26 protein-coding genes are annotated in these 23546 nt (G+C 68.1%); 13 read left to right on the top strand and 13 right to left on the bottom strand.

Annotated elements, in window-relative coordinates; all coding sequences use genetic code 11:
- Window positions 1–126 precede the first annotated feature (126 nt).
- Window positions 127–357 (top strand): BrnA antitoxin family protein, encoded by a 231-nt coding sequence (locus RMP06_RS13785; RefSeq protein ID WP_310462354.1) that lies wholly within the window; start codon window positions 127–129, stop codon window positions 355–357.
- 105 nt (window positions 358–462) lie between these two features.
- Here the strand turns inward: RMP06_RS13785 and RMP06_RS13780 are convergent, their stop codons facing one another.
- Together RMP06_RS13780 and RMP06_RS13775 are read right to left on the bottom strand one after the other, a co-directional pair.
- On the bottom strand, window positions 463–768 hold the full coding sequence (locus RMP06_RS13780; RefSeq protein ID WP_310462353.1) for a BrnA antitoxin family protein: 306 nt from the start codon (window positions 766–768) through the stop codon (window positions 463–465).
- Window positions 746–1021 carry a BrnT family toxin gene (locus RMP06_RS13775; RefSeq protein WP_310462352.1) on the bottom strand — a complete coding sequence of 92 codons (276 nt, stop codon included), beginning with the start codon at window positions 1019–1021 and terminating at the stop codon, window positions 746–748. Before RMP06_RS13775 ends, RMP06_RS13780 begins: the two co-directional genes overlap by 23 nt.
- A gap of 35 nt (window positions 1022–1056) precedes the next feature.
- On the opposite strand from RMP06_RS13775, the gene RMP06_RS13770 reads away from it, so the two are divergent.
- The 5 genes from RMP06_RS13770 (at window position 1057) to RMP06_RS13750 (ending at window position 3982) form a co-directional block, all read left to right on the top strand.
- A complete protein-coding gene (locus RMP06_RS13770; protein ID WP_310462351.1) occupies window positions 1057–1506 on the top strand; it encodes a GNAT family N-acetyltransferase in 450 nt (149 codons plus the stop codon).
- 42 nt (window positions 1507–1548) lie between these two features.
- Window positions 1549–1842, top strand: coding sequence for a hypothetical protein (locus RMP06_RS13765; protein ID WP_310462350.1), 294 nt, complete (start codon window positions 1549–1551; stop codon window positions 1840–1842).
- 141 nt (window positions 1843–1983) lie between these two features.
- Window positions 1984–2508, top strand: a complete 525-nt coding sequence (locus RMP06_RS13760; RefSeq protein WP_310462349.1) for a hypothetical protein — start codon at window positions 1984–1986, stop codon at window positions 2506–2508.
- The gene (locus RMP06_RS13755; RefSeq protein ID WP_310462348.1) at window positions 2505–2663 is read left to right on the top strand and encodes a DUF3309 domain-containing protein; all 159 of its coding nucleotides are present in this window, start codon (window positions 2505–2507) and stop codon (window positions 2661–2663) included. The genes RMP06_RS13760 and RMP06_RS13755 overlap by 4 nt, the downstream gene beginning before the upstream one ends.
- Window positions 2660–3982: a PQQ-dependent sugar dehydrogenase gene (locus RMP06_RS13750; protein ID WP_310462347.1), complete on the top strand. Its 1323-nt coding sequence runs from the start codon at window positions 2660–2662 to the stop codon at window positions 3980–3982. Before RMP06_RS13755 ends, RMP06_RS13750 begins: the two co-directional genes overlap by 4 nt.
- 30 nt (window positions 3983–4012) lie before the next feature.
- Here RMP06_RS13750 and RMP06_RS13745 read toward each other — a convergent pair whose 3' ends face one another.
- Together RMP06_RS13745 and RMP06_RS13740 are read right to left on the bottom strand one after the other, a co-directional pair.
- Entirely contained in the window at window positions 4013–4507 is a 495-nt protein-coding gene (locus RMP06_RS13745) for a hypothetical protein (protein WP_310462346.1), read from the bottom strand.
- Window positions 4508–4531: 24 nt separating this feature from the next.
- Window positions 4532–4774 carry a GlsB/YeaQ/YmgE family stress response membrane protein gene (locus tag RMP06_RS13740; RefSeq protein ID WP_310462356.1) on the bottom strand — a complete coding sequence of 81 codons (243 nt, stop codon included), beginning with the start codon at window positions 4772–4774 and terminating at the stop codon, window positions 4532–4534.
- Between the two features lie 252 nt (window positions 4775–5026).
- Between RMP06_RS13740 and RMP06_RS13735 the strand changes: the two genes are divergently transcribed.
- Window positions 5027–6184, top strand: coding sequence for an SGNH/GDSL hydrolase family protein (locus RMP06_RS13735; protein WP_310462345.1), 1158 nt, complete (start codon window positions 5027–5029; stop codon window positions 6182–6184).
- Window positions 6185–6199: 15 nt separating this feature from the next.
- Here RMP06_RS13735 and galK read toward each other — a convergent pair whose 3' ends face one another.
- Genes galK through RMP06_RS13695 form a run of 8 tightly spaced genes read right to left on the bottom strand, consistent with a single transcriptional unit; the run spans window position 6200 to window position 16784 of the window.
- Window positions 6200–7372 carry a galactokinase gene (gene galK / locus RMP06_RS13730; RefSeq protein WP_310462344.1) on the bottom strand — a complete coding sequence of 391 codons (1173 nt, stop codon included), beginning with the start codon at window positions 7370–7372 and terminating at the stop codon, window positions 6200–6202.
- Complete coding sequence (locus tag RMP06_RS13725; RefSeq protein ID WP_310462343.1) at window positions 7369–8421, bottom strand: UDP-glucose--hexose-1-phosphate uridylyltransferase; 1053 nt, start codon at window positions 8419–8421, stop codon at window positions 7369–7371. Before RMP06_RS13725 ends, galK begins: the two co-directional genes overlap by 4 nt.
- Complete coding sequence (locus tag RMP06_RS13720; RefSeq protein ID WP_310462342.1) at window positions 8414–10522, bottom strand: alpha-galactosidase; 2109 nt, start codon at window positions 10520–10522, stop codon at window positions 8414–8416. The genes RMP06_RS13725 and RMP06_RS13720 overlap by 8 nt, the downstream gene beginning before the upstream one ends.
- 11 nt (window positions 10523–10533) lie before the next feature.
- Complete coding sequence (locus RMP06_RS13715; RefSeq protein WP_310462341.1) at window positions 10534–11385, bottom strand: carbohydrate ABC transporter permease; 852 nt, start codon at window positions 11383–11385, stop codon at window positions 10534–10536.
- Window positions 11385–12299, bottom strand: a complete 915-nt coding sequence (locus RMP06_RS13710; RefSeq protein WP_310462340.1) for a carbohydrate ABC transporter permease — start codon at window positions 12297–12299, stop codon at window positions 11385–11387. The genes RMP06_RS13715 and RMP06_RS13710 overlap by 1 nt, the downstream gene beginning before the upstream one ends.
- Window positions 12300–12306: 7 nt before the next feature.
- A complete protein-coding gene (locus tag RMP06_RS13705; protein WP_310462339.1) occupies window positions 12307–13545 on the bottom strand; it encodes an ABC transporter substrate-binding protein in 1239 nt (412 codons plus the stop codon).
- Between the two features lie 35 nt (window positions 13546–13580).
- The gene (locus tag RMP06_RS13700) at window positions 13581–15605 is read right to left on the bottom strand and encodes a beta-galactosidase (protein ID WP_310462338.1); all 2025 of its coding nucleotides are present in this window, start codon (window positions 15603–15605) and stop codon (window positions 13581–13583) included.
- A 24-nt stretch (window positions 15606–15629) separates the two neighbouring features.
- Complete coding sequence (locus RMP06_RS13695; RefSeq protein ID WP_310462337.1) at window positions 15630–16784, bottom strand: ABC transporter ATP-binding protein; 1155 nt, start codon at window positions 16782–16784, stop codon at window positions 15630–15632.
- A gap of 128 nt (window positions 16785–16912) precedes the next feature.
- On the opposite strand from RMP06_RS13695, the gene RMP06_RS13690 reads away from it, so the two are divergent.
- Together RMP06_RS13690 and RMP06_RS13685 are read left to right on the top strand one after the other, a co-directional pair.
- Complete coding sequence (locus tag RMP06_RS13690) at window positions 16913–17155, top strand: AbrB/MazE/SpoVT family DNA-binding domain-containing protein (protein ID WP_310462336.1); 243 nt, start codon at window positions 16913–16915, stop codon at window positions 17153–17155.
- Window positions 17152–17553, top strand: a complete 402-nt coding sequence (locus RMP06_RS13685) for a PIN domain-containing protein (RefSeq protein ID WP_310462335.1) — start codon at window positions 17152–17154, stop codon at window positions 17551–17553. Before RMP06_RS13690 ends, RMP06_RS13685 begins: the two co-directional genes overlap by 4 nt.
- 12 nt (window positions 17554–17565) lie before the next feature.
- On the opposite strand, the gene RMP06_RS13680 is transcribed toward RMP06_RS13685, so the two are convergent.
- On the bottom strand, window positions 17566–18636 hold the full coding sequence (locus RMP06_RS13680) for a LacI family DNA-binding transcriptional regulator (protein WP_310462334.1): 1071 nt from the start codon (window positions 18634–18636) through the stop codon (window positions 17566–17568).
- Between the two features lie 232 nt (window positions 18637–18868).
- On the opposite strand from RMP06_RS13680, the gene RMP06_RS13675 reads away from it, so the two are divergent.
- The 4 genes from RMP06_RS13675 to melA all read left to right on the top strand — a co-directional run bounded on the left by RMP06_RS13675 (window position 18869) and on the right by melA (window position 23542).
- Complete coding sequence (locus RMP06_RS13675) at window positions 18869–19777, top strand: carbohydrate ABC transporter permease (RefSeq protein ID WP_310462333.1); 909 nt, start codon at window positions 18869–18871, stop codon at window positions 19775–19777.
- Window positions 19774–20649, top strand: coding sequence for a carbohydrate ABC transporter permease (locus RMP06_RS13670; protein WP_310462332.1), 876 nt, complete (start codon window positions 19774–19776; stop codon window positions 20647–20649). Before RMP06_RS13675 ends, RMP06_RS13670 begins: the two co-directional genes overlap by 4 nt.
- A gap of 40 nt (window positions 20650–20689) precedes the next feature.
- Window positions 20690–21997, top strand: coding sequence for an ABC transporter substrate-binding protein (locus RMP06_RS13665; protein ID WP_310462331.1), 1308 nt, complete (start codon window positions 20690–20692; stop codon window positions 21995–21997).
- A gap of 126 nt (window positions 21998–22123) precedes the next feature.
- Window positions 22124–23542 (top strand): alpha-glucosidase/alpha-galactosidase, encoded by a 1419-nt coding sequence (gene melA / locus RMP06_RS13660; RefSeq protein WP_310462330.1) that lies wholly within the window; start codon window positions 22124–22126, stop codon window positions 23540–23542.
- Window positions 23543–23546: the final 4 nt, after the last annotated feature.

Genomic DNA, 23546 nt, shown 5'->3' with positions numbered 1-23546 from the left:
GGCAGGTGGTGGAGTTGCAGGTGCGGGCCGCAGTGCTCAACCGCTTCACCCACTTGGGCACCCCGGTGACGCGGGCTGTGGCGTAACTCCGTCTGGGGTCAGGGGAAACTCAGCCTCGGCTGGGTTATGCAACAAAGCCGTCACCACATGCGCAAAGAGTACGACTTCTCCGCTGCGAGGAAGAACCCATACGCAGCACAACTGAAGAAGCAGATCACCATCCGTCTCGACGAAGAGTCGATCACGTATTTCAAGGCGATCTCTGAGGAAGTGGGCATCCCGTACCAGAGCCTCATCAACCTGTACCTGCGGGACTGCGCGGCGACGCACCGAAAGCTGAATCTCAATTGGGCTTGACGGCTGTGCCCATGGCGCCAGATCGGTGGCCAAGGTCGTACTGACTGCGCTGGTGATCTCGACTGTGGACTAGTGCAGCCAGCACTTTCAAGCAAGTGCCCCGGATCAAACCCCAGTCACATTCGGGTGCGCCTTCAACCATTCTCGAAGCGCATTGTTCACCCGCGTCTGCCAGCCCGCCCCGGTCTCCTTGAACGCATCAAGGATGTCGGCATCCAGGCGAATATTCACATGCGCTTTGGGCTTGTCCAACGCCGGCCGGCCGCGTTTGGGCTGGAGCATTTCCTTGGCGATGGACTCTCCCAGCAAGCCGCCCAGCACCTCGGACGCCGGCCGCGCCTTGGCGAACCACTCGTCGGTTGCCTCGGGTGCTTCAAGGTCCAGTTGTTCAGGATTCGGTTTGCGCGGCATAGCGGTTCCTTTCTCTCTGGTTCGCCCGGCGCAGGCTGATCACATGCACGGCGCCATCTCGCGGCGTGAACACCAGCATGTGCAGGTGCTCACCGATGAAGCCGAGCGACTGGAAGCGCCGCTCCTTGTAGTCTTGCCGGGTGTCTTCCACGATGAGCGCACAGCTCCAGTCGAAGTCTTCAGCCATCGCGAATGGCAGTCCACGTTCAGCCTCGTTGCGCAGGCTTTTGGCAGGATCGTAGGTCACTCGCATCTTTTTATTGTACCCACACTAATTCCCCTCAGCCGATGACCACCCGCCCAGCCACCCTCGCCGACCTCGACCGCATCGCCCCCCTGTTCGACGCCTACCGCCAGTTCTATGAGCAACCGGCCGACCTCGCCACCGCCACGCAATTCCTCCGCGACCGCCTGACCCGCCACGAATCGCAGATTCTGCTGGCCGAGGACGGCGCCGGCCAGGCGATCGGCTTCTGCCAGCTCTACCCGGTGTTCTGCTCGATCGCGGCGCAGCCGATCTACCTGCTGTCCGATCTGTTCGTGACCCCCGCAGCGCGCCGCAGCGGTGCCGGGCGTGCGCTGCTGCTGGCGGCGGAGCGGCTGTCGGCCGAACACGGCAAGCTCCGCATGGAGCTGACCACCGCCCGCACCAACCACACGGCGCAGGCCGCTTACGCCGCGCTCGGCTGGGAGCGCGACGAGGTGTACCTCACCTATACCCGCCAGACCGGGGCCTGACGCGGGTGGGCGACAATGCCCCTCAACTCTCCGAAAGACCCCATGAGCGCGAAGAAGACCGACCTGGTCAAACACCTGGCCCGCAAGCTGGACGGCAAGATGAAAACGGCCGGCGTGCCCCCGCGGTTCGCCCAAGGATCTGCCGATGCCAATGCGGCCGCCCGGCGTGTCGAACGCGCCGAGAACGCTGCACCGAAGCTGGTGTCGGTGGCCTGCCGCCTGCCCGCCGATCTGGTCAACCAGATGCGCGAGCGCGCCCTGACGCAGGAAGGCGGCGTCAACGCCGTCGTGGCCCTGGCCCTGGCGCAGTGGCTGGAGACGGCGCCCGCCGCCTGACCCCAAGGGGTCTGGCCCGGTGACCATGGCGAGCCGCCCGCTCGGTTCGCCACCGCACAGACCCCCGCCCGCCCGGGCGTTAGCGTGGACTCCACAGCTGGCGTGTCGAACCGACACCGCTGGCCGAACAGGAGCAACGCGATGGACATGAATCTGCACTTGCACCGAGTCCTGGGCCTGTACCGGACCCGGGCGGCCGCCGACGCGGTGGTCGCCCAGTTGGCGCGGCATGGCATCCCGCAGGACAAGGTGGACATCCACGAACCCGGACACCCGACAGCGACCACTGCGGCGGCTGCGGGCAGCGACGATGTGCTGGAAAGCGTGCTGAAGGATAGCGCCGTCGGCACCGTGGCTGGCTCGATCGCCGGCGCGATCGGCAGTGCCGCGATGGCCGCCGCCAACGTCAGCCTGCTGGTCGCCAGCCCGCTGCTGGCGCCGCTGGTCATGGTCGGCTGGGGCGCCGGCATCGGCGGACTGGTGGGCGCGGCCATTGGCGCCGAAGGCGAGGCGGATGACGTGCCCGATCAGGTGCGGGCCGGACTCGACAGCGGACACACCGTGCTGGTCGCGCACACCGACGGCGATGCCCAGACCGCACGCGCCCACCAGGTCATCGGCGAATCGATGGGCCAATCCTTTCCTCTTCCCGGGAGCACCTCATGAGCATCGTCACCATTCTTTTCATCGTCCTGGTCCTCATGCTGATCGGCGCAATTCCGAGCTGGCCGCACAGCCGCGGCTGGGGCTACGGGCCGAGCGGCGGCATCGGGCTGATTCTGCTCATCCTCGTCGTGCTGCTGCTGATGGGGCGGTTGTGAGCTTGGCCAGGGCCTTGCGCTGGGCAGGGCTGCTGGGGGTGCTGCTGCTGGCCGCGTGCGGCGAGACCGCGACGCTGCCGCTGGCTGCAGGCACCGGGCCGCATCCCGTGCTGCCGGCGCCGCGGCCGATGCTGATCCCCACCGTGAACATCGCTCCGGCGGATGGCTGGTTTCCTCGGGCAACGCCGGTTGCCGCGCCCGGCACGCGCGTGGTGGCCTTCGCCACCGGGCTGGACCACCCGCGCTGGCTGCACGTCCTGCCCAATGGCGATGTGCTGGTGGCCGAGACCAACGCACCGCCGCGGCCCGGCGACAGCGGCGGCTTCAAGGGCTGGATCGCCGGTCTGGTGATGCAGCGTGCCGGCGCCACGGTGCCGAGCGCCAACCGCATCACCCTGCTGCGCGACACGGACGGTGATGGCGTGGCCGACCAGCGCACCGTGTTGCTCGACGGGCTGAACTCGCCGTTCGGCATGGCGCTGGTCGGCGAGGCGCTGTATGTGGCCGACACCGACGCGGTCCGGCGCTTCCGCTACACCCGGGGCGACACGCGCATCACGGCGCCCGGCGAGCGGCTGGTCGAGCTGCCCGCCGGCCCGATCAACCACCACTGGACCAAGAACCTGATCGCCAGCACGGACGGCACGCGGCTCTACGTGACGGTCGGCTCGAACAGCAATGTCGCCGAACGCGGCATGGCCGTCGAGGCCGGGCGGGCGGCGATCTGGGAGGTGGACCTGCGCAACGGTGCGCACCGCGTGTTCGCCGACGGTCTGCGCAACCCGAACGGCATGGCCTGGGCGCCGGTCACGGGCGCGCTCTGGACGGTGGTCAACGAGCGCGACGAACTCGGCAGCGACCTCGTGCCCGACTACCTCACCGCCGTGGCCGACGGCGCCTTCTACGGCTGGCCCTACAGCTACTTTGGCGCGCACGTGGACACGCGGGTCGATCCGCCCCGGCCCGATCTGGTCGCCCGCGCGGTGGCGCCGGACTACGCGCTCGGGCCGCACACGGCGTCACTGGGTCTGGCCTCTTCGGCCGGTACGACACTGCCGGCGCCATTCACCCACGGCATGTTCATCGGCCAGCACGGTTCATGGAACCGCCGGCCGCACAGCGGCTACCAGGTGGTGTTCGTGCCGTTCGAGGGAGGGCGGCCGTCTGGTGCGCAGCCGATCAACGTGCTCACCGGCTTTCTGAGCGCGGACGGACGTGCGTCCGGTCGTCCGGTTGGCGTGGCGCTGGACGGGCAGGGCGCCTTGCTGGTGGCCGATGACGTGGGCAACACGGTCTGGCGCGTGACGGGCACGCGCTGACTGACTGCGTGTGCGTGTCGCCCCTTGACGTCAGCGCTGGGCCAGGTGGTCCTTCATCTTCGACAGCGCCACGGCCATGGCCAGCCCTCCCAGCGTCTTCACCAGCGCGGGGTGTTCGGCGTAGAAGCTGGCGATCTTGTCCGCGATGCCCGGTTCGACTGCGTGGGCCTGGGCGACGATGGCTTCGGTTTCCTGTGGCGAGAGCTGCGACGCCTGGGCGGGGGTGATCTGGCTGCTGCCCGGGGCCATGATCCGGCCGAGTGCGCCATTGGCCAGCGCGGCGGCGGCGACCGGGCCGAGCGTGGCCAGGATCTGGTTGAGCATGCCGGCCTGCTGCGTGCCCGACGAGCCGCCGAACAGCTGGCCCACCATCGCGCCGATGTCGGGCGTCTGGCTGGAGCGGAAGGCGCTGGCGAGGCCCTGGGCGAGCAGGTCGGACGGGGCCGCTTGCGCGACCTGGTCGAACTGCTGGTCGCTGACGTGGTGGCTGCCGGTGGCTTGGGCGAGGATGTCGATGAGGTTCATGCGGGGACTCCGGTAGGACCGTGTTCAGCGGGTGACACGGTTGTAGACGAACAGCAGCACGATGGCGCCGATGACCGAGGCGATGAAGCCCGCGAGCTGGCCGGCCGGGTACAGACCCAGGGCCTGCCCGAGGTAGCTCGCGGCGACCGAGCCGGCGATGCCCAGCACGGAGGTCATGAGAAAGCCCCCGGGCGCCTTGCCCGAGGTGAGCGACTTGGCGATCAGTCCGGCAACGAAGCCGATCAGGATGGTCCAGACGAGATGCATCATGGTGGGTACGTCCTTGGTGGCCGCTGGCCCGGATCGGGCCTTGCAGCGGCGGATCCTACGCCGCAGTCCGTGCAGTCGGTCACGACCTTGGGCTAGGCCAGCGGCCCTGCCGAGTCACCCCGGGGACGCGGAAGCCGGCGCCTCAGGGTTTGCCCAGATCCGGTGTCTACCGGTTTGGCCCTACAGTAGTTTTCACTAAATCGAACGGTCGTACTATTTAATGGTGCGACTTCACATCCAGGAAACACCATGGCCTTGATTCGACGTTTTCAATTCGGACTGTCTGCCGTGCTGGTGGCGGTGCTGGCTGCGTGCGGTGGTGGAGACGACACCCCTGTGGTCACCAAGGTGCCGGTCACCAGCTTGCGCGTCATGGGCGACAGCCTGGCCGACGTGGGCACCTTCGGCATCAAGTTCACCATCCAGGGCAACGACACCTATCCCGAGCGTGTGTCCACCGCCTACAGCCTCGGCAAGGGCTGCAACTTCTTCACCTTCACCGGCACCACCTTCGCGACCAACACCGCGGCGACGGGCTGCACCAACTATGCGGTGGGCGGCGGGGTGATCAACCCGGCGGGCAGCGCGCTGACGGCGACGGATCCGCGCGGTCTGGCGGTGCAGTTCGCCGCGGCGACGGCGGCGGGCAACTACGCCGCCGGTGACCTGCTGCTGGTGGACGGCGGCGGCAACGACGCGGCGGCACTGGTGGGGGCGTACCTCAATGCCTCCACCGACGGCGGCGCGGCCTATCTGGGCGTGCTCGGGACGGTGCTCACCGCGGGTCAGGTGTCCGCTGCGGCGGCCGGTGGCGCCACGGGTCTGGCTGCGGCCGGATCCACCTACATGACTGCGCTGGCCGACAACTTCTACACCCTGGTCAAGACCAGCGCACTCGACAAGGGCGCCAAGCGGATCGTGCTGCTGAACATGCCCGGTGTCACCAACACGCCGCGTTTCCAGACCGTGCTCGACAGCATCGCAGCGGCCTACGGCGGCGGCACAACCGGCGCCACCGCGCGGGCCCAGAGCGAAGGCTTGTTCAAGAGCTGGACGGTCGCCTTCAACACCCAGCTCGCGGCGAAGTTCGCGGGCAACAGCCAGGTGGTCGTGGTCGATTTCTACACGGCGTTCAACAACCAGATCGCCAGCCCCGCTACCTACGGGCTGACCAACGTCACCACACCCGCCTGCCCGATCACTGGCGTGGGCACCGACGGCCTGCCGAGTTACACCTTCGCGACCTGTACCGATGCCACGCTGGCCGCGGCCCTGCCGGCCGGTGTGACCTCGACCAACTGGTACAAGACCTACGCCTTCTCCGACGGCTTCCACCCGACGCCGCTGGGCCACCAGCTGCTGGCAGCCGAGATCACCAAGGCGCTCACCACCGCAGGCTGGCTCTGAGCCTCTCCCCCAGCGTCAGGTGGCCGCTCCGGCTCCTGACGCTGCATGGCTGACCCAGATGGTCGGCGACTCGTTGTCCGGCGAGCGGTAGGCGGCCTGGATCGCCGCCCGCACGTCGGCGATGCGCGCATCCGGCAGCACGACGACGATGCAGCCGCCGAAGCCGCCGCCCGTCATGCGAGCGCCGCCTTCGTGGCCAACGGCCTGCTGGGCGATGTCCACCAGGTGATCGACGGCCGGGTGGGTGATCTCGAAGTCGTCGCGCATCGAGACATGCGACGCGGCCATCAGCTCGCCCAGCCGCACCAGATCGCCGGCCGCCAGTGCCGCGGCCGCGGCGGTGGTCCGTGCGTTCTCGGTGACGATGTGGCGGGCGCGGCGGAACACCACGTCGTCCAGGTCGCCCCGGTCGCGCAGCAGCCGCTCGCCATCCACGTCGCGCAGCGCCGCCACGCCGTAGTGCCGCGCCGCCGCCTCGCACTGGGCACGGCGGGTGTTGTATTCGCTGCCCACCAGCCCGCGCTTGACCCGCGAGTGGACGATCATCACCGCCACCGCGTCCGGCAGATGCACCGCCTGCCCGCCCAGGCTGCGGCAGTCGATCAGCAGTGCGTGACCCGCTTCGGCGCGGGCCGAGATGAGCTGGTCCATGATCCCGCAGTTGACTCCGACGAAGCGGTTCTCGGCGCGCTGGGCGATCAGCGCGAGGTCGGTCTGGCTCACCGCGTCGAGGCCGAGCAGCGCCTTGAACGCCTGCCCCACCGCGACTTCCAGCGACGCCGACGACGACAGCCCCGCGCCCTGCGGCACGTTGCCCGCCACGGCCAGATCCGCGCCGCGCAGCGTCAGCCCGAGGGTCGCCAGGTGCTCGGCCAGCATCTTCACCGTGCCGCGCACGTAGTTGGCCCACTGCAGCGTGGGGTGCGGCGTGATGGGGGCGTCCAAGTCGAAGGTGTCGGTCGCGTGGCCGTAGTCGGCGGCGACGACGCGGATCCGCCGGTCGTCACGCGCCTTCACTGCGATCACCGTGCGGTAGTCGATCGCGCAGGGCAGCACGAAGCCGTCGTTGTAGTCGGTGTGCTCGCCGATCAGGTTGACGCGGCCGGGCGCCTGCACCCACAGGTCCGGCGCGTGGCCGAAGGCGGTCTGCAGCGCGTCGGCCGTGCGGGAGTTCAGGGTGTCGGTCATGGGAGAGCGGCCGGGGCCGAGGCGCGGTAGTGGGTGTCGCTGACCGCCCGCAACTGGGCGGCGGCCTGCTCGGGCGTGAGGTCGCGCTGCGCCTCGGCCAGCATCTCGAAGCCGACCATGAACTTGCGCACGGTGGCCGAGCGCAGCAGCGGCGGGTAGAAATGGGCGTGGAGCTGCCAGGGCGTGGCGTCGTCGGCGTTGAACGGCGCCCCGTGCCAGCCCATCGAGTACGGGAAGCTGCAGCGGAACAGGTTGTCGTAGCGGCTGGTGAGCTTCTGCAGCGCCACCGCAAGGTCCGTGCGCTGCTCTGGCGTCAACTGCGGCAGCCGCTGCACCGCGAAGCGCGGCAGCAGCAGCGTCTCGAACGGCCACGTCGCCCAGTACGGCACCACCGCCAGCCAGTGCGCCGTCTCCACCACGACCCGCTCGCCCGACGCCGCCTCGCGCTGCACGTAGTCCAGCAGCATCGGCTGGCCGTGTGCGGCGAAGTAGGCGCGCTGTTCGCGGTCCTCGGTCGCCGCTTCGTTGGGCAGGTGCCCGCAGGCCCAGATCTGGCCGTGCGGGTGCGGCTGCGAGCAGCCCATCAGCGCGCCCTTGTTCTCGAACACCTGCACCCATGGGTAGGTCTGTCCGAGTTCGGCGCTCTGATCGCACCAGGTATCGACCACGCCGCCGATCGCCGCCAGCGACAGCTCCGGCAGCGTGCGCGCATGGTCCGGCGAGAAGCACAGGACGCGGCTCGTGCCATGTGCGGCGGCGGTGTGGAACAGCGGATCGTCGGTGGCCGGCGCGTCGGGCACGTCGGGCATCAGCGCCGCGTGGTCGTTCGTGAACACGAAGGTGCCGGTGTACGGCGGGTTCACGTCGCCGCTGACCCGCGTGTTGCCGGCACAGAGAAAACAGCCCGGGTCATGTGATGGCAGCACCTCGTCGGAGGTGTCTTCCTGCCGTCCTTGCCACGGCCGTTTCGACCGATGCGGCGACACGAGCACCCACTGGCCCGTCAGCGGGTTGCGGCGGCGGTGGCTGTGCTCGGCGGGATCAAACACGCTCGACCCTCACCAGGAACGCCGTTTCGGCATGGGCACGCGGCATCGGCAGCCCGGCATGGACCAGCCACGCGCCGTCCATCTCCCGTGCTTCTGGTTCAGCCCCATCCGGTCGGATCTCGCGCACGCGGTACCGCGCCGCCACATCGAGCATCGGCAGCCGCAGCGTCGGCGCATAGCGGTGGTCGCTCGGCCGGGTCCGAAGCGCGATCAGCACGCCGTCGCTGACCGCTTCATCTGCTTCGTCGGCATGGAACTGCCAGCGCACACCGTCCCCCGCATCGCCCGTCCACACCCGTCCGTGGTGCAGCCGGTCGCGCAGTTGCTTGTAGACCGCGATCCAGCCGCGCAGCTCGGCGGTGTCGGCCTCGCTCAGGTGGCGCACGTCGAGTTCCACGCCGAAGTGCCCCGACAGCGCCACCGCCGCCCGGAAGGCCATCGACTGCGTGCGGCCGGTCGTGTGCGCGGGCGCGGTGCCGACGTGGGCGCCCATGATCTCGGGCGGGAAGAACTGCAGGAACCCGCGCTGGATGTCCACCCGCGACAGCGCGTCGATGCAGTCGCTGGTCCAGACCCGGTGCGTGTGGCGCAGCACGCCGAAGTCGATCCGCCCGCCGCCGCCCGAGCAGCTCTCGATCTCCACCGCCGGAAACGCCGCCCGCAGCCGCGCCATCAGCGCATACGCGGCGTGGACCTGCGCCCGGTAGCCGGCGGTGCCGTTCGCCAAGCCGGCGGGGGCGAAATCGCGGTTCAGATCCCACTTCAGGTAATCGATCGGGTGCGCCGACAGCAGCGCGGCGATCTTCTCGAACAGGTAGTCGCTCGCCTCGGGCCGCGCGATGTCGAGCACGAGCTGGTTGCGTGCCGTCAGCAGCGGGCGACCGGCGATCTGCAAGGCCCATTCGGGGTGGGCGCGGAACAGGTCGCTGTCCGGGTTGACCATCTCCGGCTCGACCCACAGCCCGAACGCCATCCCCAGGCCGTTGACGTGCGCGATCAGGTCGCCGAGTCCTTCGGGGAACTTGGTCGCGTCCGGCCACCAGTCGCCCAGGGCGGCGCGGTCGTGGTGGCGGCCGTGGAACCAGCCGTCGTCGAGCACGAACCGCTCGATGCCGACCGCCGCCGCTGCGGTGGCGAGTTCCTTGACCGGGCCGGGATGCACGTCGAAGTAGAAGCCCTCCCAGGTGTTCAGATGCACTGGCCGGGGCCGCATCGCACCGCCCGGCCAGTCGAGCCGGCGGCGCAGTTCGGCGTGGAAGTTCGCCGCCAGCCCGTTCAGTCCTTGGCCTGAGCAGGTGGCGACCAGCTCGGGCGATTGCAGCGACTGGCCGGGTGCGAGCCGGCCTTCACCGGGGGCCAGCCATTCGCCCATCTGCCACTGGTACTGGCCGTCGTGCAGCCACTCGATGGTCTGCTGGTGGTTGCCGGACCACGCCAGGTGCGCGCCGAAGACGAGGCCCGTGTCCTCGGTCGCGCCGGGCGTCGTCACCACCGCGCCCGGGAAACAGTCGTGGCTGGTGCGCCCGCGCCGGCTTTCCTTGCGCCACAGGCTGCGCGTGAGCGGATCGACCTGCAGCAGGAACTCGTGGACATGCTGCCCCGCGTAGGAGCGCACCGCGTCGCAGCGGCCGGGCAGCAGCAGCGTGCCGGCGGCCAGCCACTGCACGTCGAGCGGCGTGTCCCCGTCGTTGTGCAGCGTCGAGCGCAGCAGCAGCACGTCGCTGTCCGCCTCCAGCGCCACCGACAGGTCCAGCCGCAGCCGCGCCACGTCGTCGCGCAGGTGCAGCACCACCGCCGCGCCAGGGACGGTCCATTCCACCTCGCAGCCGGTGAACGCCTGCGCGAAGTCCTGCCCGTCGCGGTGGGCGAGCAGGGCGCTCTGCCCGAACCAGCCGACGCCGAAGGTGGGCGCCACCGTCAGCGGCTGGTCGAAGTCGAGCATGAACGACGGCAGCGGGCGGGTGTCGCGCAGCGGTGTGCCGGGCGAGGCGGCGTCCGGCAGGCGCGGACCCCAGTAGCGCCACAGCGGCGCTTCGCCGGGCAGCAGTTCGAGGACGACGCTGCTGCGCCGGCTGTGGAGGATCAGGAAACCATCAAGCACTGCTCAACCCTTTAACCCTTGGAAGCTCCGAGCGTCAGCCCGGCGATGAATTGTTTCTGCATCAGGAAGAAGATCAGCACCGGCGGCAGCGCGGCCACGATCGACCCCGCCGAGACGAGGTGCCACTGCGCCACCCAGATGCCGTTGAGCGACTTCAGCCCGCCCGTGACCGGCATCGCGTGGTCGCCCTGGATCAGCACGGTGGACCAGAAGTAGTCGTTCCAGATGAAGGTGAAGATCAGCACCGACAGCGCCGCCAGCGCCGGCCGCACCAGCGGCAGCACGATTTTCCAGAAGATCTGCCACTCGCTCGCCCCTTCGATGCGTGCTGCCTCGATCAGCTCGTGCGGCAGGTCGCGGATGAAGTTGCGCATGAAGAAGGTGCAGAACCCCGTCTGGAAGGCGATGTGGAACAGCACCAGCCCGCCGATCGAGTCGTACAGCCCCAGGCGCAGGCTCATGTCCCGCACCGGCACCATCAGGATCTGGAAGGGGATGAAGTTGCCGCCGACGAAGAGGAAGAACACCGCGAGATTCGCCTTGAAGCGGTAGGTGCCCAGCGCGAACCCGGCCAGACAGCTCAAGCCCACCGCGCCGATCACCGTCGGGATCGCCACCAGCAGGCTGTTGACGATGTAGCGTGCAATGGGCGTGTTGCGGAAAACGGCCGAGTAGTTCTCGATGATCTGCCACTGGGTGGGCAGGCCCCAGTAGTTGCCGCTGGCGATGTCGCCCTGGCCGCGGATGGAGGTGAGCGCCACGGCGATGATGGGCAGCAGCCAGACGATGAGCGCGATGGGCAGGCCGACCTTGTAGAGCGCCTGCGTCAGCGGCCTGGTCTTGGCGAGCGGGGTCGGAAACATCAGGCCAGTTCCTTCTCTTGCTGGTAGATGCGCCAGAGCACGAAGGTGATGTAGACCAGCATGATCGAGAACAGCACGGTGGCGATGGCGGTGCCGTAGCCCATGCGGTAGCCGTACTCGCTCAGGGCCTGCTCGTACATGTAGTACGCCAGCACCCGCGACGAACCGTAGGGACCGCCCGAGGTCATGATCGACACCATGTCGAAGCTGCGCAGCGAGCCGATGATGGTGACGACGACGGCGATGAAGGTGGCGGGGCGCAACTGCGGCAGCACGACGTGCCACAGCATCGACCAGCCCCTGGCGCCTTCCAGCCGCGCCGCTTCGATCAGGTCGGGGCGCACGTTGTTCAGGCCCGTGAGGAACAGGATCATGCAGTAGGCGATCTGTGGGTACAGGCCCGCCGCGATGATCCCGTAGGTGACGAGGTGCTCGTCGGAGAGGACCGCCACGCCGGGGATGCCGATGGCGGCGAGGATCTGCGTGAACAGCCCGTTGGTCGGGTTGTAGAACCAGGTGAACACCAGCCCGATGACCACCTGCGAGATCACGAACGGAAAGAAGAACATCGACTTGACGAAGCGGATGCCCGACACGGTCTGGTTCAGGAACAGCGCCAGCCCCAGGCCGATCGGCACCGACAGCAGGAAGAACACCAGCCAGAGCAGGTTGTTCTTCAGCGCGGTGCGGAAATCGGGATCGCTGTACAGCTCGACATAGTTGGAGAACCCGATGTACGTCGCCTTGCCCAGCCCGTCCCAGTCGTAGAAGCTGATCGCGATCGACTGGAAGATCGGCGCGATCACGTAGACCCCGAACATCAGCAGCGCAGGCGCCAGAAAGAGCCACGGGGCGATCTGGCGCTGGTGGCGCGTCCACCAGGAGAACTGCGGTGGTGGTGTTCGGGAGGACATGGGCACCTTACTTGTAGACGCGCTGGCGGACCTGCTCCAGCCGCTCCAGCACTTCCTTGCGGGTCTCCGGCTTGACCATGTACTTCTGGAAGCCTTCCATGCCGGCCTTGGCCATTTCGGCGGGCGCGTCGCGGTCATAGAACTGGCCCAGCGCGTAGGCCCCCGACAGCATCGCGAAACCGTCCTTCAGGTACACGTCGGTCGGCTTGGTGGCGTCCCTGTTCACCGGAAGCTGGCCGAGGATGGCGTTGACCTCGCCCTGCACCTTGGCGCTCGCCGCGTAGGCCAGGAACCGCTTGGCATCGGCCTTGTTCTTCGCCTTGGCGGGGATGTGGATGGTGTCGGTCGGTGCGTCCTCGGCCATCGGGACGTTGTTGATCTTCGGGAACTGCATGAAGCCGAGCTGAGCTTCCGTCAGACCGCCCTTCTTCATCGGATCGACGGCGAAGTTGCCCATCAGGTACATCGCGGCCTCGCCCTTGACGAAGGCGGGGATCGCGTCCTGCCAGTCGTAGGAGGCGTGGTTGGCCAGGAAGTAGCCCGGCTTGGTCAGGTCGTCCCAGCGGTCGAAGACTTCCTGCACGCGCTTGTCGGTGTAGGGCACCTTGCCGGCGGTGAGGTCCATGTGGAACTCGTAGCCGTTGACGCGCATGTTCAGGTAGTCGAACCAGCCGCCCGTGGGCCACAGCGCCTTGGTGCCGATGGCGAACGGGGTGACGCCAGCGGCCTTGAGCTTCGCGCTGGCGGCGATCAGCTCCTTCCAGTCCTTGGGGACGGCGACGTTGTTCTTCGCGAAGATGTCCTTGCGGTAGTAGATGCCCCACTGGTAGTAGGTGTAGGGCACGCCCCACTGCTTGCCCTTCTGGGTCATCGAGGCGGCGGCGGACTTCAGCTTGTCGTTCAGCCCTTCCTTGGCCCAGACATCGGAGACATCCTCGAACAGATCGGCGTTGACGAACGGCGCCATCCGGTTGCCGGCGTACCAGGTCACGATGTCCGGTGCCTCGGCGGAGAGGAAGTTGCGGATCGAGGTCTTGAAGCCTTCGTGGTCGAAGGTGTTGATCTTGACGGTCACGTCCGGGTTGGCGGCCATGAAGCCCTTGGCCATCGCTTCCCAGGCGGCTTTCGGGGCCGGGTCGGAGGCGTCGGTGTTGATGACGAGGGTGCCGGCCTGGGCGGCGCAGGCGGCGGCGGCGAGCGCGAGCACGCTGAAGCGGGCGGCGAGCGTGGTGAGGCGTGTTTTCATCGGTCTGTCTCCTGGGATACCTGTGGTGCTTGTGGTCAATCCCGCCAGACCGCGAGCGATCGGGGGGTGAGGTGTGCGCCGCCCAGCACGGGCGTCGCCATCGGCGTGGGGGTCCAATCCCGTGCCAGATCCGAGAAGTTGAAGGCCAGCGTCAGCCCGCCGGCGCGGCTGATGCGCAGGCCGTCGGGCAAGGGTTGCGCTGTGAGTCCAGCATCGGCCGCCGCACCCGTGAATACCGCCTGCCAGCCGTCTGCATCGAGCCAGCCGGCGACGTAGCGCACGGGGCCGTTGCGGGTGAGGGCGGGGCGGCCGTCGTTGAACGAGGCAAGCGTGTCGGCCCCGACAAGCGCCAGATCCTCGCGCCAGCGCCGCACCGTGACCGTGACGCCACCGACCTCGATCCCTTCGGCGCAACCGGGCGGCAGCGACGCGACCCGCTCCACCCGCACCCCGGCCAGCGCCGCCAGCGGTCCCGGCGGCAGCACGGCCCACGGCCCGCCCGCCTCGTCCGCCGGAAAGGCCAGGTGCGCCGACTTCGATCCCGTGCGCGGCCCCAGTACAACCTGCGCACCCGCTGCAACCGCTTGCGCCAGCGCCCTGCGCAGGGCCGGCGACACATGCGGCTGCGCAGCCAGCACCACCAGCCGATAGCCCGACAACTCGGCGCCAGGCGGCACGATGTCCACGTCCAGCCCGAGCCGGCGCAAGCCCTCGTAGGCGCGGAACTTCAGCTCCAGCGGGTGGTAGTCCGCGCCCTGCGGCTGGATCTGCGCCATCCACAGCGCGTCGTAGTCGAACACCATCGCCACGGCCGGGCGCATGGGCAGGGCGGTGAGGCTCTGGGGATCGAGCACACCCACCGCCGCCAATGCTTGCAGCTCCGCCCCGACCTGCGCCGCTTCGAGCGCCCCCTGGTCTTCGGAGGAATCCGGTCGCAGCAGGCCGGTGTGCATCTGCTCCTGCGCGAACGGCGCCTGCCGCCAGCGGAAGTAGCTCACCACCTCGGCGCCGTGCGCGAAGGCTTGCCACGTCCACAGCCGCACCATGCCGTCGTGCGGTGCCGGGTTCCAGTGCGCCCAGTTCACCGGGCCGGGCTGCTGCTCCATCACCCACCAGCGGCCGTCGCCCTGGCCATCCGCACCCCGGCACATGCCCCGGTACAGGTCGTGGTGGAACGCCGGGATGTCCGGGTGCCCGGTCCTCGCCCAGCGCGCTTTCTCCTCGGCGGTGAGGAAGAACATCTGCGTGAAGCCGAGCGGGTAGCTGTCCCAGGTGGCGATGTCCAGATCCGCGGCCACGGCGTGGTGGTCGAACTCGGTGAAGAAGCCCATGAAGTTGTGCGACACCGGCCGGCCGGGCGACAGCGCGCGCAGGATCGCCACCTGCTCGCGGTTGAACGCCACCACCTCGTCGGAGGCGAAGCGGCGCCAGTCGAGCCGGTGCGCCGGGTGCGCCTCGGTCACGGTCAGCGCGGGCAGGTCGATCTCGTCGAAGCTGCGGTAGACCTGGCTCCAGAACACCGTGCCCCAGGCGTCGTTGAGCGCGTCGATCGTCGTGTAGCGCGCCGCCAGCCAGTGCCGGAAACCACGCCGCGCCGACTCGGACAGGCTCAGCACCGTGTCATGGCAGCCGTACTCGTTGTCGGTCTGCCAGGCGACCACGGCTGGGTGCTGCCCGTAGCGTTCGGCGACGGCGCGGCTGATGCGCTGCGACTCGCTGCGGTAGCCGGCGTGCGAGAAGCAGTAGTGCCGCCGCGAGCCGAAACCACGCGGCCGGCCCTGCGGATCGACCGCCAGCATGTCCGGCATCCGGTCCACCAGCCACTTCGGCGGCGTCGCGGTCGGCGTGCACAGCACGATGCCCAGGCCGGCCGCGTGCAGCGTCTCGACCGCCTCGTCCAGCCAGTCCCAATGGAACTCGCCCGGCTCCGGCTCGATCACGCTCCACGCGAATTCGGCGATCCGCACGAGGCGGATGCCCATGGCGAACATCCGGCGGGCGTCTTCGGCCCATTGCGCACGCGGCCAGTGTTCGGGGTAGTAGCAGACACCCAGTTGCATCGCGGGTTCTCGGCGGCGAAGGGGTCAGGCGGCTTGCGGCAGCGTCTGGTCCTGCTCGGGGATGCAGCGTTCCAGCGCCAGCCCGTGCGCGTCGAAGAGGTGCAGCGTGTGGGCGGGCAGGCCGATCGCGAGGCGGTGGCCGGTGCTGGCGTGCGCGTGGCCGGGGGCTTTGGCGACCAGCGACTCGATGCTGCCGTCCGCGCCTTCCATGTAAAGGTAGGTTGATTCGCCCAGCCGCTCCTGCCACTGCAGCGGGCGGACGATGTGCTGCGTCGCCGTGCCGAGTTCCGTGTGCTCCGGCCGCACGCCCAGCGTCACCTTCGCACCCGGCAACAACCGCTGCGCATCGACCGCCGCCCGCAGCGTCTCGCCGCTGCTCAGGCGCACGACGGCATGGTCGGTGCCGGCGCTGACCAGCGTGCCGGGCAGGAAATTCATCTTTGGCGAGCCGATGAACCCCGCCACGAACAGGTTGCGTGGGTGGTGGTACAGCTCCAGGGGGGTGCCGATCTGTGCAACCGAGCCGTCCCGCGCCACCGCGTCGCCCGTGTTGAGCAAAAGGATGCGGTCGGCCAGCGTCATCGCCTCGACCTGATCGTGTGTGACGTAGACCGTGCTCGCCCGGCCGAAGTCGCGGTGCAGCTTGGCGATCTCGAAGCGGGTCTGCACGCGCAGCGCCGCGTCCAGGTTCGACAGCGGCTCGTCGAACAGGAACACCCCCGGTTCGCGCACGATCGCCCGCCCGATCGCCACCCGCTGGCGCTGGCCGCCCGAGAGCGCCTTCGGCTTGCGGTCGAGCAACTGGTCGAGCTGCAGCACCTTCGCGGCGGCCATCACCTTCTCGCGGATCACGGCCTTGTCCACCTTGGCGAGTCCCAGCCCGAAGGACATGTTCTCGAACACCGTCATGTGCGGGAACAGCGCGTAGGTCTGGAACACCATCGCCACGCCCCGGTGGGCGGGCGGCACGTCGTTCATCAGCGCGCCGCCGATGCGCAACTCGCCGCCGGTGATGTCCTCCAGCCCGGCGATCATGCGCAGCAGCGTCGATTTGCCGCAGCCCGATGGCCCGACGAAGACGCAGAACTCGCCTTGCGCGATCTGCAGGTTGACATCCCGGATCACCGGGGCGTGGTCGCCGTAAGCCTTGAAGACGCGGGAGAGTTCGATGTTCGCCATGCAGCGATTCTGATGCTAATAATATTAGCGATGCACAGTGGAAACCCGGAACAGAAACCCTGATCGAGGCCGTGTTGGGAATCTGCCTTACGGTAAAGTAAGGCGATGAACTTCTCTGGAGTCTCGCCATGACCGCTGCAACCGTCACCAGCAAGGGACAGATCACCATTCCCGCCGAGGTGCGCCAATCGCTGGGCGTCGGCGCGGGGGATCGGGTCGAGTTCGTTGAAGTGGCTGCCGGCCGTTTCGAGGTGGTCGCCGTGACGCGCTCCGTGACCGAACTCAAAGGGCTGTTTGGCACGCCGACCCGCAGCGTGTCGATCGAAGAGATGAACCAGGCCATCGCTGCCCGTGGAGCCTCCGCCCGATGATCGGTCTCGATACCAATGTACTGGTGCGCTACATCATGCAGGACGACCCCAAGCAGTCCCCGGAAGCGGGCCGGCTGATCGAGTCGCTGACGGTCGATGCACCGGGCTTCGTGGCCGTGGTGTCGGTGATCGAACTGGTCTGGGTGCTGTCGTCGGCGTACCGGCTCACGCGCACCCAGGTGGGCGACGCGCTCGACATCCTGCTGCGAACGCGGGAGATCGTGGTGGACCGTGCCGAGCTGGTCCTGCGTGCGCTGGCGACGCACCGCGGCAGTTCAGCGGATTTCGCGGATTGCCTGATCGAGCGGATCGCCGCCAGCGCAGGCTGTGAACGGACGATGACCTTCGATGTGGGCGCGTCGAAGGCGGCGGGCATGGTGCTGATCCGCGTGCCTTGATGGCATCGCCACTCAACGCTGGCGCACCGTCCGCCGCACCACCAGCGGACAGTCGATCTTGATCAGGTGCCGCCGCCCGCCGCGCTGCGCCGCTGGCATGTCGGCCGCCACCAGCAACGCTTCGACGGCAGCGCGCCCCATCTCGTAGTTCGGCAGCACCATCGTCGTCAGCGGCGGGTGGGTGTGGCGCGAGATTTCCTGGTCGTCGTAGCCCATCACCGACACGTCCTGCGGCACCTTCAGCCCGAGCTGCGCCAGTGCCTCCATCGCGCCGAGCGCCATCAGGTCGTTGGCGCAGAAGATGGCGGTCGGCGGGCGCGCTTCGGCCATCAGCGAGCGCGTGGCCTCGAAACCGGTGCCCGACATCCAGTCGCCGTCGCGCACCAAGGCCGGGTCGAAGGGCAGGTCGGCCGTCGCCAGTGCCCGCCGGTAGCCCTTGATGCGGTCCTTGGCGGCCTCCATCCACGGCTCGCCGTTGATGAACGCGATGCGGGTGTGGCCCATGGCGATCAGGTGCTCGGTCGCCGCATGGCCGCCACCGACCTCGCCCGGCACGATGGTGGGCAGCTTGTGGCGCTCGTCGTGGCAGTTCAGCAGCACGACCGGCACCGTGTCCAGCCGCCCGGTCAGCGCCTCGGGCAGCGCCACCTCCCGCGTGAAGATGGTCGAGTAGACGATGCCCAGCAGCGACGGATGCGCGGCCAGCATCTCGATGGCGGCGGCCTCCTGCTCCGTGTTGCCCCGCGTGACCGCCACGCTCACCACGCAGTCGTGCGCCCACGCCGCGTCGCGCGCGCCATCGACGCTGACGACCGGGTGCGGGCTGGTCGAGATCTCATCGACCAGGTAGCCGATCAGGTTGCGGCGGCTGCCGGGCGTGGCGGTGGCGGCGACGGCCGGCGCGGGCGCTTCCCGGCGCGGCAGCCGGTAGCCCAGCTCCATCGCCACCCCCAGCACCTTGCTGCGCGTCTCGGCCGACAGCCGCGCCCCGGTCATGTTGTTGAGCACCATCGACACGGTGGACTGCGACACGCCAGCGGCCTGGGCCACGTCGGTCATCGTCGGTCGGCGGGGGGTGGGCATGGGGGCGGGTTTGCGGGTGGTCACGGCGGTGGGGTGTCGGGGTCGGTCGGAGTCTGGTGATGGTAGCCAAGCCGGCCGCGCGGGGCAGGTAATCGTCGCTGATGGCGCGATGCTAATAATTGGTGATAACCCCATTGCTTCATTACCATCGAACTCCTTAGAGTCCGGGCAGCGGTGGTCTTCACTGCAATCGTTTTCGTTGTCCCGTCTTCCTGTCCACCCCGGAGAGTCCATGCCCACTGCCCCGCGCACCCCGTCCGCATTCGGCGCCCGTCGTCGGCGCGAGACGCTGACGGCGCTCGCGCTGGTGCTGCCGGCGCTGGTCGGCTTCCTGCTGTTCTATGCGTGGCCGGCGTGGCGGGCCATCGAGATCAGCCTGACCGACTGGAACCTGCTGCGGGCGCCGAACTGGGTCGGGCTGGACAACTACGTGAAGCTCTGGGGTGACGAACGCTTCTGGCGCGGCATGAAGCTCTCGGCGTGGTACGTGGCGTTCAATATCCCGCTGCAGACCGTGCTCGGCCTGTTCCTGGCGGTGGTGATGGACCGGCTGGCGCGCTCGCTGTTCGTCAAGGCGGTCGTGCTGCTGCCCTACCTGCTGTCGAACGTGCTGGTGGCGCTGATGTGGCTGTGGCTGCTGGACCCGCTGCTCGGCGGCGTCAACGCGCTGCTGACGTGGACCGGCCTCGGGCACCAGCCTTTCTTCGCGGGCGAGACGCAGGCGCTGGCCACCGTCGCGGCCGTCAACATCTGGCGCCACATGGGGCTGGTGGCGCTGCTGTTCCTCGCCGGCTTGCAGAACATCCCGCGTTATCTGTACGAAGCTGCCGCGCTGGAGGGCGCCACCGAGATGCAGATGTTCTGGCGCATCACGCTGCCGTTGCTGCGTCCGGTGATGGTGTTCGTGCTGGTGACGAGCGTGACGGGCTCGTTCCAGATCTTCGACACGGTGGCGGTGGCGACCAACGGCGGGCCGCTCGAATCGACCCGCGTGATCGTCCATTACATCGTCCAGAACGCCTTCAGCTTCTACAAGATGGGCTATGCGTCGGCGATGTCGATGACGCTGTGTCTGGTGATGGTGCTCTACACGGTGCTGCAGATGCGCATCCTGCGGGCCAACGAAAACGACCTGGCATGAAACTCAACCCTTCCCGCGCCTTCGCCTGGGCGTGCCTGCTGGCGATGCTGGCGCTGACCGTGATGCCGCTGTGGGTGGTGCTCAAGACCGCACTCACGCCGTCGCAGGACGTGTTCAGCCAGGCCGCCCAGCTCTGGCCCGACACGCCGACGCTGCGCAACTTCACCCGCGTGCTCGGCCTCGTCTCGCACGAGGAGAGCCTGACGATGGGCGGCTCGGGCGCGGAGGTGCATTTCCTGCGCGCCGTGGGCAACTCGCTGATGTTCACCGGGATCATCGTCACGCTGCAGGTGCTGACAAGTTCGATGGCGGCGTATGCGTTTGCGCGGCTGCGGTTTCCGGGGCGCGACCTGCTGTTCGGGTTGTTCGTCGCGTCGATGATGGTGCCGGGTGTCGTGACCTTCATCCCGAACTTCATCCTCATCAAGGATCTTGGCTGGCTCAACACCATGGCCGGGATGGTGGCGCCGTTCTGCCTGATGTCGGGTTTCGGCATCTTCTTCCTGCGCCAGTTCTTCCTGTCGATCCCGCGTGACCTCGAAGAGGCGGCGATCCTGGAAGGCGCCTCGCCGCTGCGGGTGTTCTGGCGCATCGTGCTGCCGCTGTCCACCGCGCCGCTGGCCACGCTGGCGATGCTCACCTCGATCAACATGTGGAACGAGTTCTTCTGGCCGTTCCTCGTCGCCAAGGACGAGACGCAGCAGGTGCTGACCGTCGCGCTGCAGTCCTTCAAGTCCCAGACCCCGCAAGGCTCGCCCGACTGGAGCGGGCTGATGGCCGCCACCGCGCTGGCCGTGATTCCGGTGCTGGTGCTGCTGTTCCTGTTCGGCCGCAAGGTGGTCGAGTCGGTGCAGTTCAGCGGCAGCAAATGAATTCCCCCGCCCCCTGACCTCTGATGAAGGAGACAAGTCGATGAAGAACCGTCAAATTGCCCTGGCCGTGGCCACTCTGCTCGCCGCCGCTGGCAGCGCCCACGCCGTCGAGATCAAGTACGTCCTGTGGGACTCGAACCAGCGCCCGGCCTACCAGAACTGCGCCAACGAGTTCCAGAAAGCGAACAAGGACATCACCATCAAGATCACCCAGCAGGGCTGGGACGAGTACTGGACCGGCATCTCCACCGGCTTCATCTCCGGCACCGCCCCGGACGTGTTCACCAACCACCTCGCCAAGTACCCCGAGTTCGCCAAGAACAACCAGCTCGTGGACCTGACGCCGCTGATCCAGCGCGACAAGGTGGACATCGGCATCTACTCCGCCGGTCTCTACGACATCTGGGGCCGTGGCGGCAAGCAGTTCGGTCTGCCCAAGGACTGGGACACCATCGGCATGATCGTCAACATGGACCTCGCCAAGAAGGCGGGCGTGTCGGCGGCCGACCTCCAGAACATGACCTGGAACCCCAAGGACGGCGGCAGCTTCGAGCAAGTCGTCAAGAAACTCACCACCGACGCCGCCGGCAACAGCGCCGCGACGGCCAAGTTCGACAAGACCAAGGTGGCGGTCTACGGCTACCAGAACCCCGGCTCGGGCGGCATGATGGGCCAGACCGAGTGGAGCCACTTCGCGGTCTCCAACGGCTTCAAGTTCCAGGACAAGCCCTGGGACGCCAAGTTCTACTACGACGATCCGAAGCTGGCCGAAACGATGGGCTGGCTGGCGGGTCTGCCGGGCAAGGGCCTGTCCGCCACCGCCGAGGACGTGAGCAAGCTCGGCTCGGACGCGATGTTCATCGCCGGCAAGGCCGCGATCGTCCCGCAAGGCTCGTGGATGATCACGCACTTCGCCAGCAACGCGAAGTTCCCCTACGCCTGGGTGCCGCTGCCCAAGGGCCCGATCGGCCAGCGCGCCACCATGTTCAACGGACTCGCCGACTCGATCTGGGTCGGCTCGAAGAACAAGGAAGAGGCGTGGAAGTGGGTCAAGTTCCTCGGCTCGGCCGCCTGCCAGGACATCGTCGCCAGCGCGGGCGTCGTGTTCCCGGCAGTGAAGGGCATGCCGGAGAAGGCCATCGCCGCCCAGAAGGCCAAGGGCGTCGATTCGTCGGCTTTCCTGGAAATGACCAAGGGCAAGACCTTCCTGGCCCCGATCGCCGACAACGGCTCGCAGGTCAACGACATCATGGACAACGCCATGCAGGCCATCCTGCGCGGCAAGGGTGACGCGGCGACGATCCTGAAGGACGCGGGCGCCAAGGCCAACGTGGCCGTCAAGCAGTAAACCCAGTCGATCCAACCGGTTCTTCATCTGTCTCCTCGGGCCTTCGCCGGCCCAGGTTCACCGGCCCGCAGCGTCTCGTTCGGGCCGGTTTTTTCTTCTACGCCCCATTCAGAAAGCTGTTTCACCATGACCGCCGCGAACCGTCGCCTGAAGATCACCCTCATCGGCGCGGGCAGCACCGTGTTCACCCGCAACCTGCTGGGCGACCTGCTGTCCTACCCCGAACTGGCCGGCGCCGAGATCGCGCTGCACGACATCGATGCCCACCGCCTCGGCCTGTCCGAGCAGGTCGCGCACCGCATCGCGGGTGCGCTGGGTGTGGCGCCCGTCATCACCGCCAGCACCGACCGCCGCGCCGCGCTGGACGGCGCTCGCTTCGTGCTCAACACCATCCAGGTCGGTGGTTACAAGCCGTCCACCGTGACCGACTTCGAGATCCCGAAGAAGTACGGCCTGGAGCAGACCATCGGTGACACGCTCGGCATCGGCGGGATCATGCGCGGCCTGCGCACCATCCCCGTGATGCTCGACATGCTGCGCGACATGGAGGAGGTCTGCGCGGATGGCGCCGTCCACCTGAACTACGTCAACCCGATGGCGATGATCACCTGGGCGCTGAACCGGGCGTCCACGCGCATCCCGACTGTCGGTCTGTGCCACAGCGTGCAGCACACCGCCGCCGAGCTGGCCCGCGACCTTGGCATCCCGGTGGAAGAGATCGACTACCACTGCGCCGGCATCAACCACATGTCGTTCTACCTGCGCTTCGAGCACCAGGGACAGGACTTGTACCCCCGCCTGCGCGAGATCCACCGCGAAGGCCGCATGCCCGACTGGAACCGCGTGCGCTACGAGATGCTGAGCCAGCTCGGCCATTTCCCGACCGAGTCGAGCGAGCACTTCAGCGAGTACGTGCCGTGGTTCATCAAGCAAGGGCGCGAGGATCTGCTGAAAAAATTCAACATCCCGCTCGACGAATACCCCGGCCGCTGCCAGGTGTTCGAACACGCCTGGCCCTACATCGAGCGCGAGCTGCAGACGCCCGGCTCGCAGGACAGCGCCGCGTTGCTGGCGCAACTGCGTGCCGCCGACATCCACGTCATGCCCCGCGAGATCGCCGGCGCGGCGCAGATGATCGACGGCCTGCGCCAGATCACCCGCAGCGTCGAGTACGGCAGCGCGATCATCCATTCCATCGTCACCGGCCAGCCGCGGGTCATCAACGGCAACGTGCTGAACGACCGGCTGATCGACAACCTGCCGGACGGCTGCGCAGTCGAGGTGCCGTGCCTCGTCGATCACAACGGCGTGCAGCCGACGCGCATCGGGCGCTTGCCGGTGCAGCTCGCGGCGCTGATGCGCACCAACGTGAACGTGCAGGAGCTGGTGGTGGAGGCCATCCTCGGCCAGCGGCGCGACCACGTCTACCATGCCGCCATGCTCGACCCGCACACGGCGGCGACGCTGGATCTGTCGCAGATCCGGGCGATGGTCGATGAGTTGCTGGTGGCACACCGGGGCGTGCTCCCCGAGTGGCTCCACTGACCAA

This window comes from Sphaerotilus sp. (genome assembly GCF_031429695.1).
GTDB lineage: Bacteria > Pseudomonadota > Gammaproteobacteria > Burkholderiales > Burkholderiaceae_C > Sphaerotilus.
Note: the sequence above shows the minus strand (reverse complement) of the source record. Positions and strands in the feature narration are given on the sequence as shown.

What these genes read in the sequence shown, in the direction of transcription:
- RMP06_RS13740 (WP_310462356.1), bottom strand. Translation starts at nt 4,774, where the DNA reads ATGCATCTCGTCTGGACCATCCTGATCGGCTTCGTTGCCGGACTGATC.
- RMP06_RS13665 (WP_310462331.1), top strand. Translation starts at nt 20,690, where the DNA reads ATGAAGAACCGTCAAATTGCCCTGGCCGTGGCCACTCTGCTCGCCGCC.
- RMP06_RS13715 (WP_310462341.1), bottom strand. Translation starts at nt 11,385, where the DNA reads ATGTTTCCGACCCCGCTCGCCAAGACCAGGCCGCTGACGCAGGCGCTC.
- RMP06_RS13780 (WP_310462353.1), bottom strand. Translation starts at nt 768, where the DNA reads ATGCCGCGCAAACCGAATCCTGAACAACTGGACCTTGAAGCACCCGAG.
- RMP06_RS13770 (WP_310462351.1), top strand. Translation starts at nt 1,057, where the DNA reads ATGACCACCCGCCCAGCCACCCTCGCCGACCTCGACCGCATCGCCCCC.
- RMP06_RS13735 (WP_310462345.1), top strand. Translation starts at nt 5,027, where the DNA reads ATGGCCTTGATTCGACGTTTTCAATTCGGACTGTCTGCCGTGCTGGTG.
- RMP06_RS13690 (WP_310462336.1), top strand. Translation starts at nt 16,913, where the DNA reads ATGACCGCTGCAACCGTCACCAGCAAGGGACAGATCACCATTCCCGCC.
- RMP06_RS13760 (WP_310462349.1), top strand. Translation starts at nt 1,984, where the DNA reads ATGGACATGAATCTGCACTTGCACCGAGTCCTGGGCCTGTACCGGACC.
- RMP06_RS13675 (WP_310462333.1), top strand. Translation starts at nt 18,869, where the DNA reads ATGCCCACTGCCCCGCGCACCCCGTCCGCATTCGGCGCCCGTCGTCGG.
- RMP06_RS13685 (WP_310462335.1), top strand. Translation starts at nt 17,152, where the DNA reads ATGATCGGTCTCGATACCAATGTACTGGTGCGCTACATCATGCAGGAC.
- RMP06_RS13680 (WP_310462334.1), bottom strand. Translation starts at nt 18,636, where the DNA reads ATGCCCACCCCCCGCCGACCGACGATGACCGACGTGGCCCAGGCCGCT.
- melA (WP_310462330.1), top strand. Translation starts at nt 22,124, where the DNA reads ATGACCGCCGCGAACCGTCGCCTGAAGATCACCCTCATCGGCGCGGGC.
- galK (WP_310462344.1), bottom strand. Translation starts at nt 7,372, where the DNA reads ATGACCGACACCCTGAACTCCCGCACGGCCGACGCGCTGCAGACCGCC.
- RMP06_RS13695 (WP_310462337.1), bottom strand. Translation starts at nt 16,784, where the DNA reads ATGGCGAACATCGAACTCTCCCGCGTCTTCAAGGCTTACGGCGACCAC.
- RMP06_RS13775 (WP_310462352.1), bottom strand. Translation starts at nt 1,021, where the DNA reads ATGCGAGTGACCTACGATCCTGCCAAAAGCCTGCGCAACGAGGCTGAA.
- RMP06_RS13745 (WP_310462346.1), bottom strand. Translation starts at nt 4,507, where the DNA reads ATGAACCTCATCGACATCCTCGCCCAAGCCACCGGCAGCCACCACGTC.
- RMP06_RS13705 (WP_310462339.1), bottom strand. Translation starts at nt 13,545, where the DNA reads ATGAAAACACGCCTCACCACGCTCGCCGCCCGCTTCAGCGTGCTCGCG.
- RMP06_RS13755 (WP_310462348.1), top strand. Translation starts at nt 2,505, where the DNA reads ATGAGCATCGTCACCATTCTTTTCATCGTCCTGGTCCTCATGCTGATC.
- RMP06_RS13765 (WP_310462350.1), top strand. Translation starts at nt 1,549, where the DNA reads ATGAGCGCGAAGAAGACCGACCTGGTCAAACACCTGGCCCGCAAGCTG.
- RMP06_RS13710 (WP_310462340.1), bottom strand. Translation starts at nt 12,299, where the DNA reads ATGTCCTCCCGAACACCACCACCGCAGTTCTCCTGGTGGACGCGCCAC.
- RMP06_RS13785 (WP_310462354.1), top strand. Translation starts at nt 127, where the DNA reads ATGCAACAAAGCCGTCACCACATGCGCAAAGAGTACGACTTCTCCGCT.
- RMP06_RS13700 (WP_310462338.1), bottom strand. Translation starts at nt 15,605, where the DNA reads ATGCAACTGGGTGTCTGCTACTACCCCGAACACTGGCCGCGTGCGCAA.
- RMP06_RS13670 (WP_310462332.1), top strand. Translation starts at nt 19,774, where the DNA reads ATGAAACTCAACCCTTCCCGCGCCTTCGCCTGGGCGTGCCTGCTGGCG.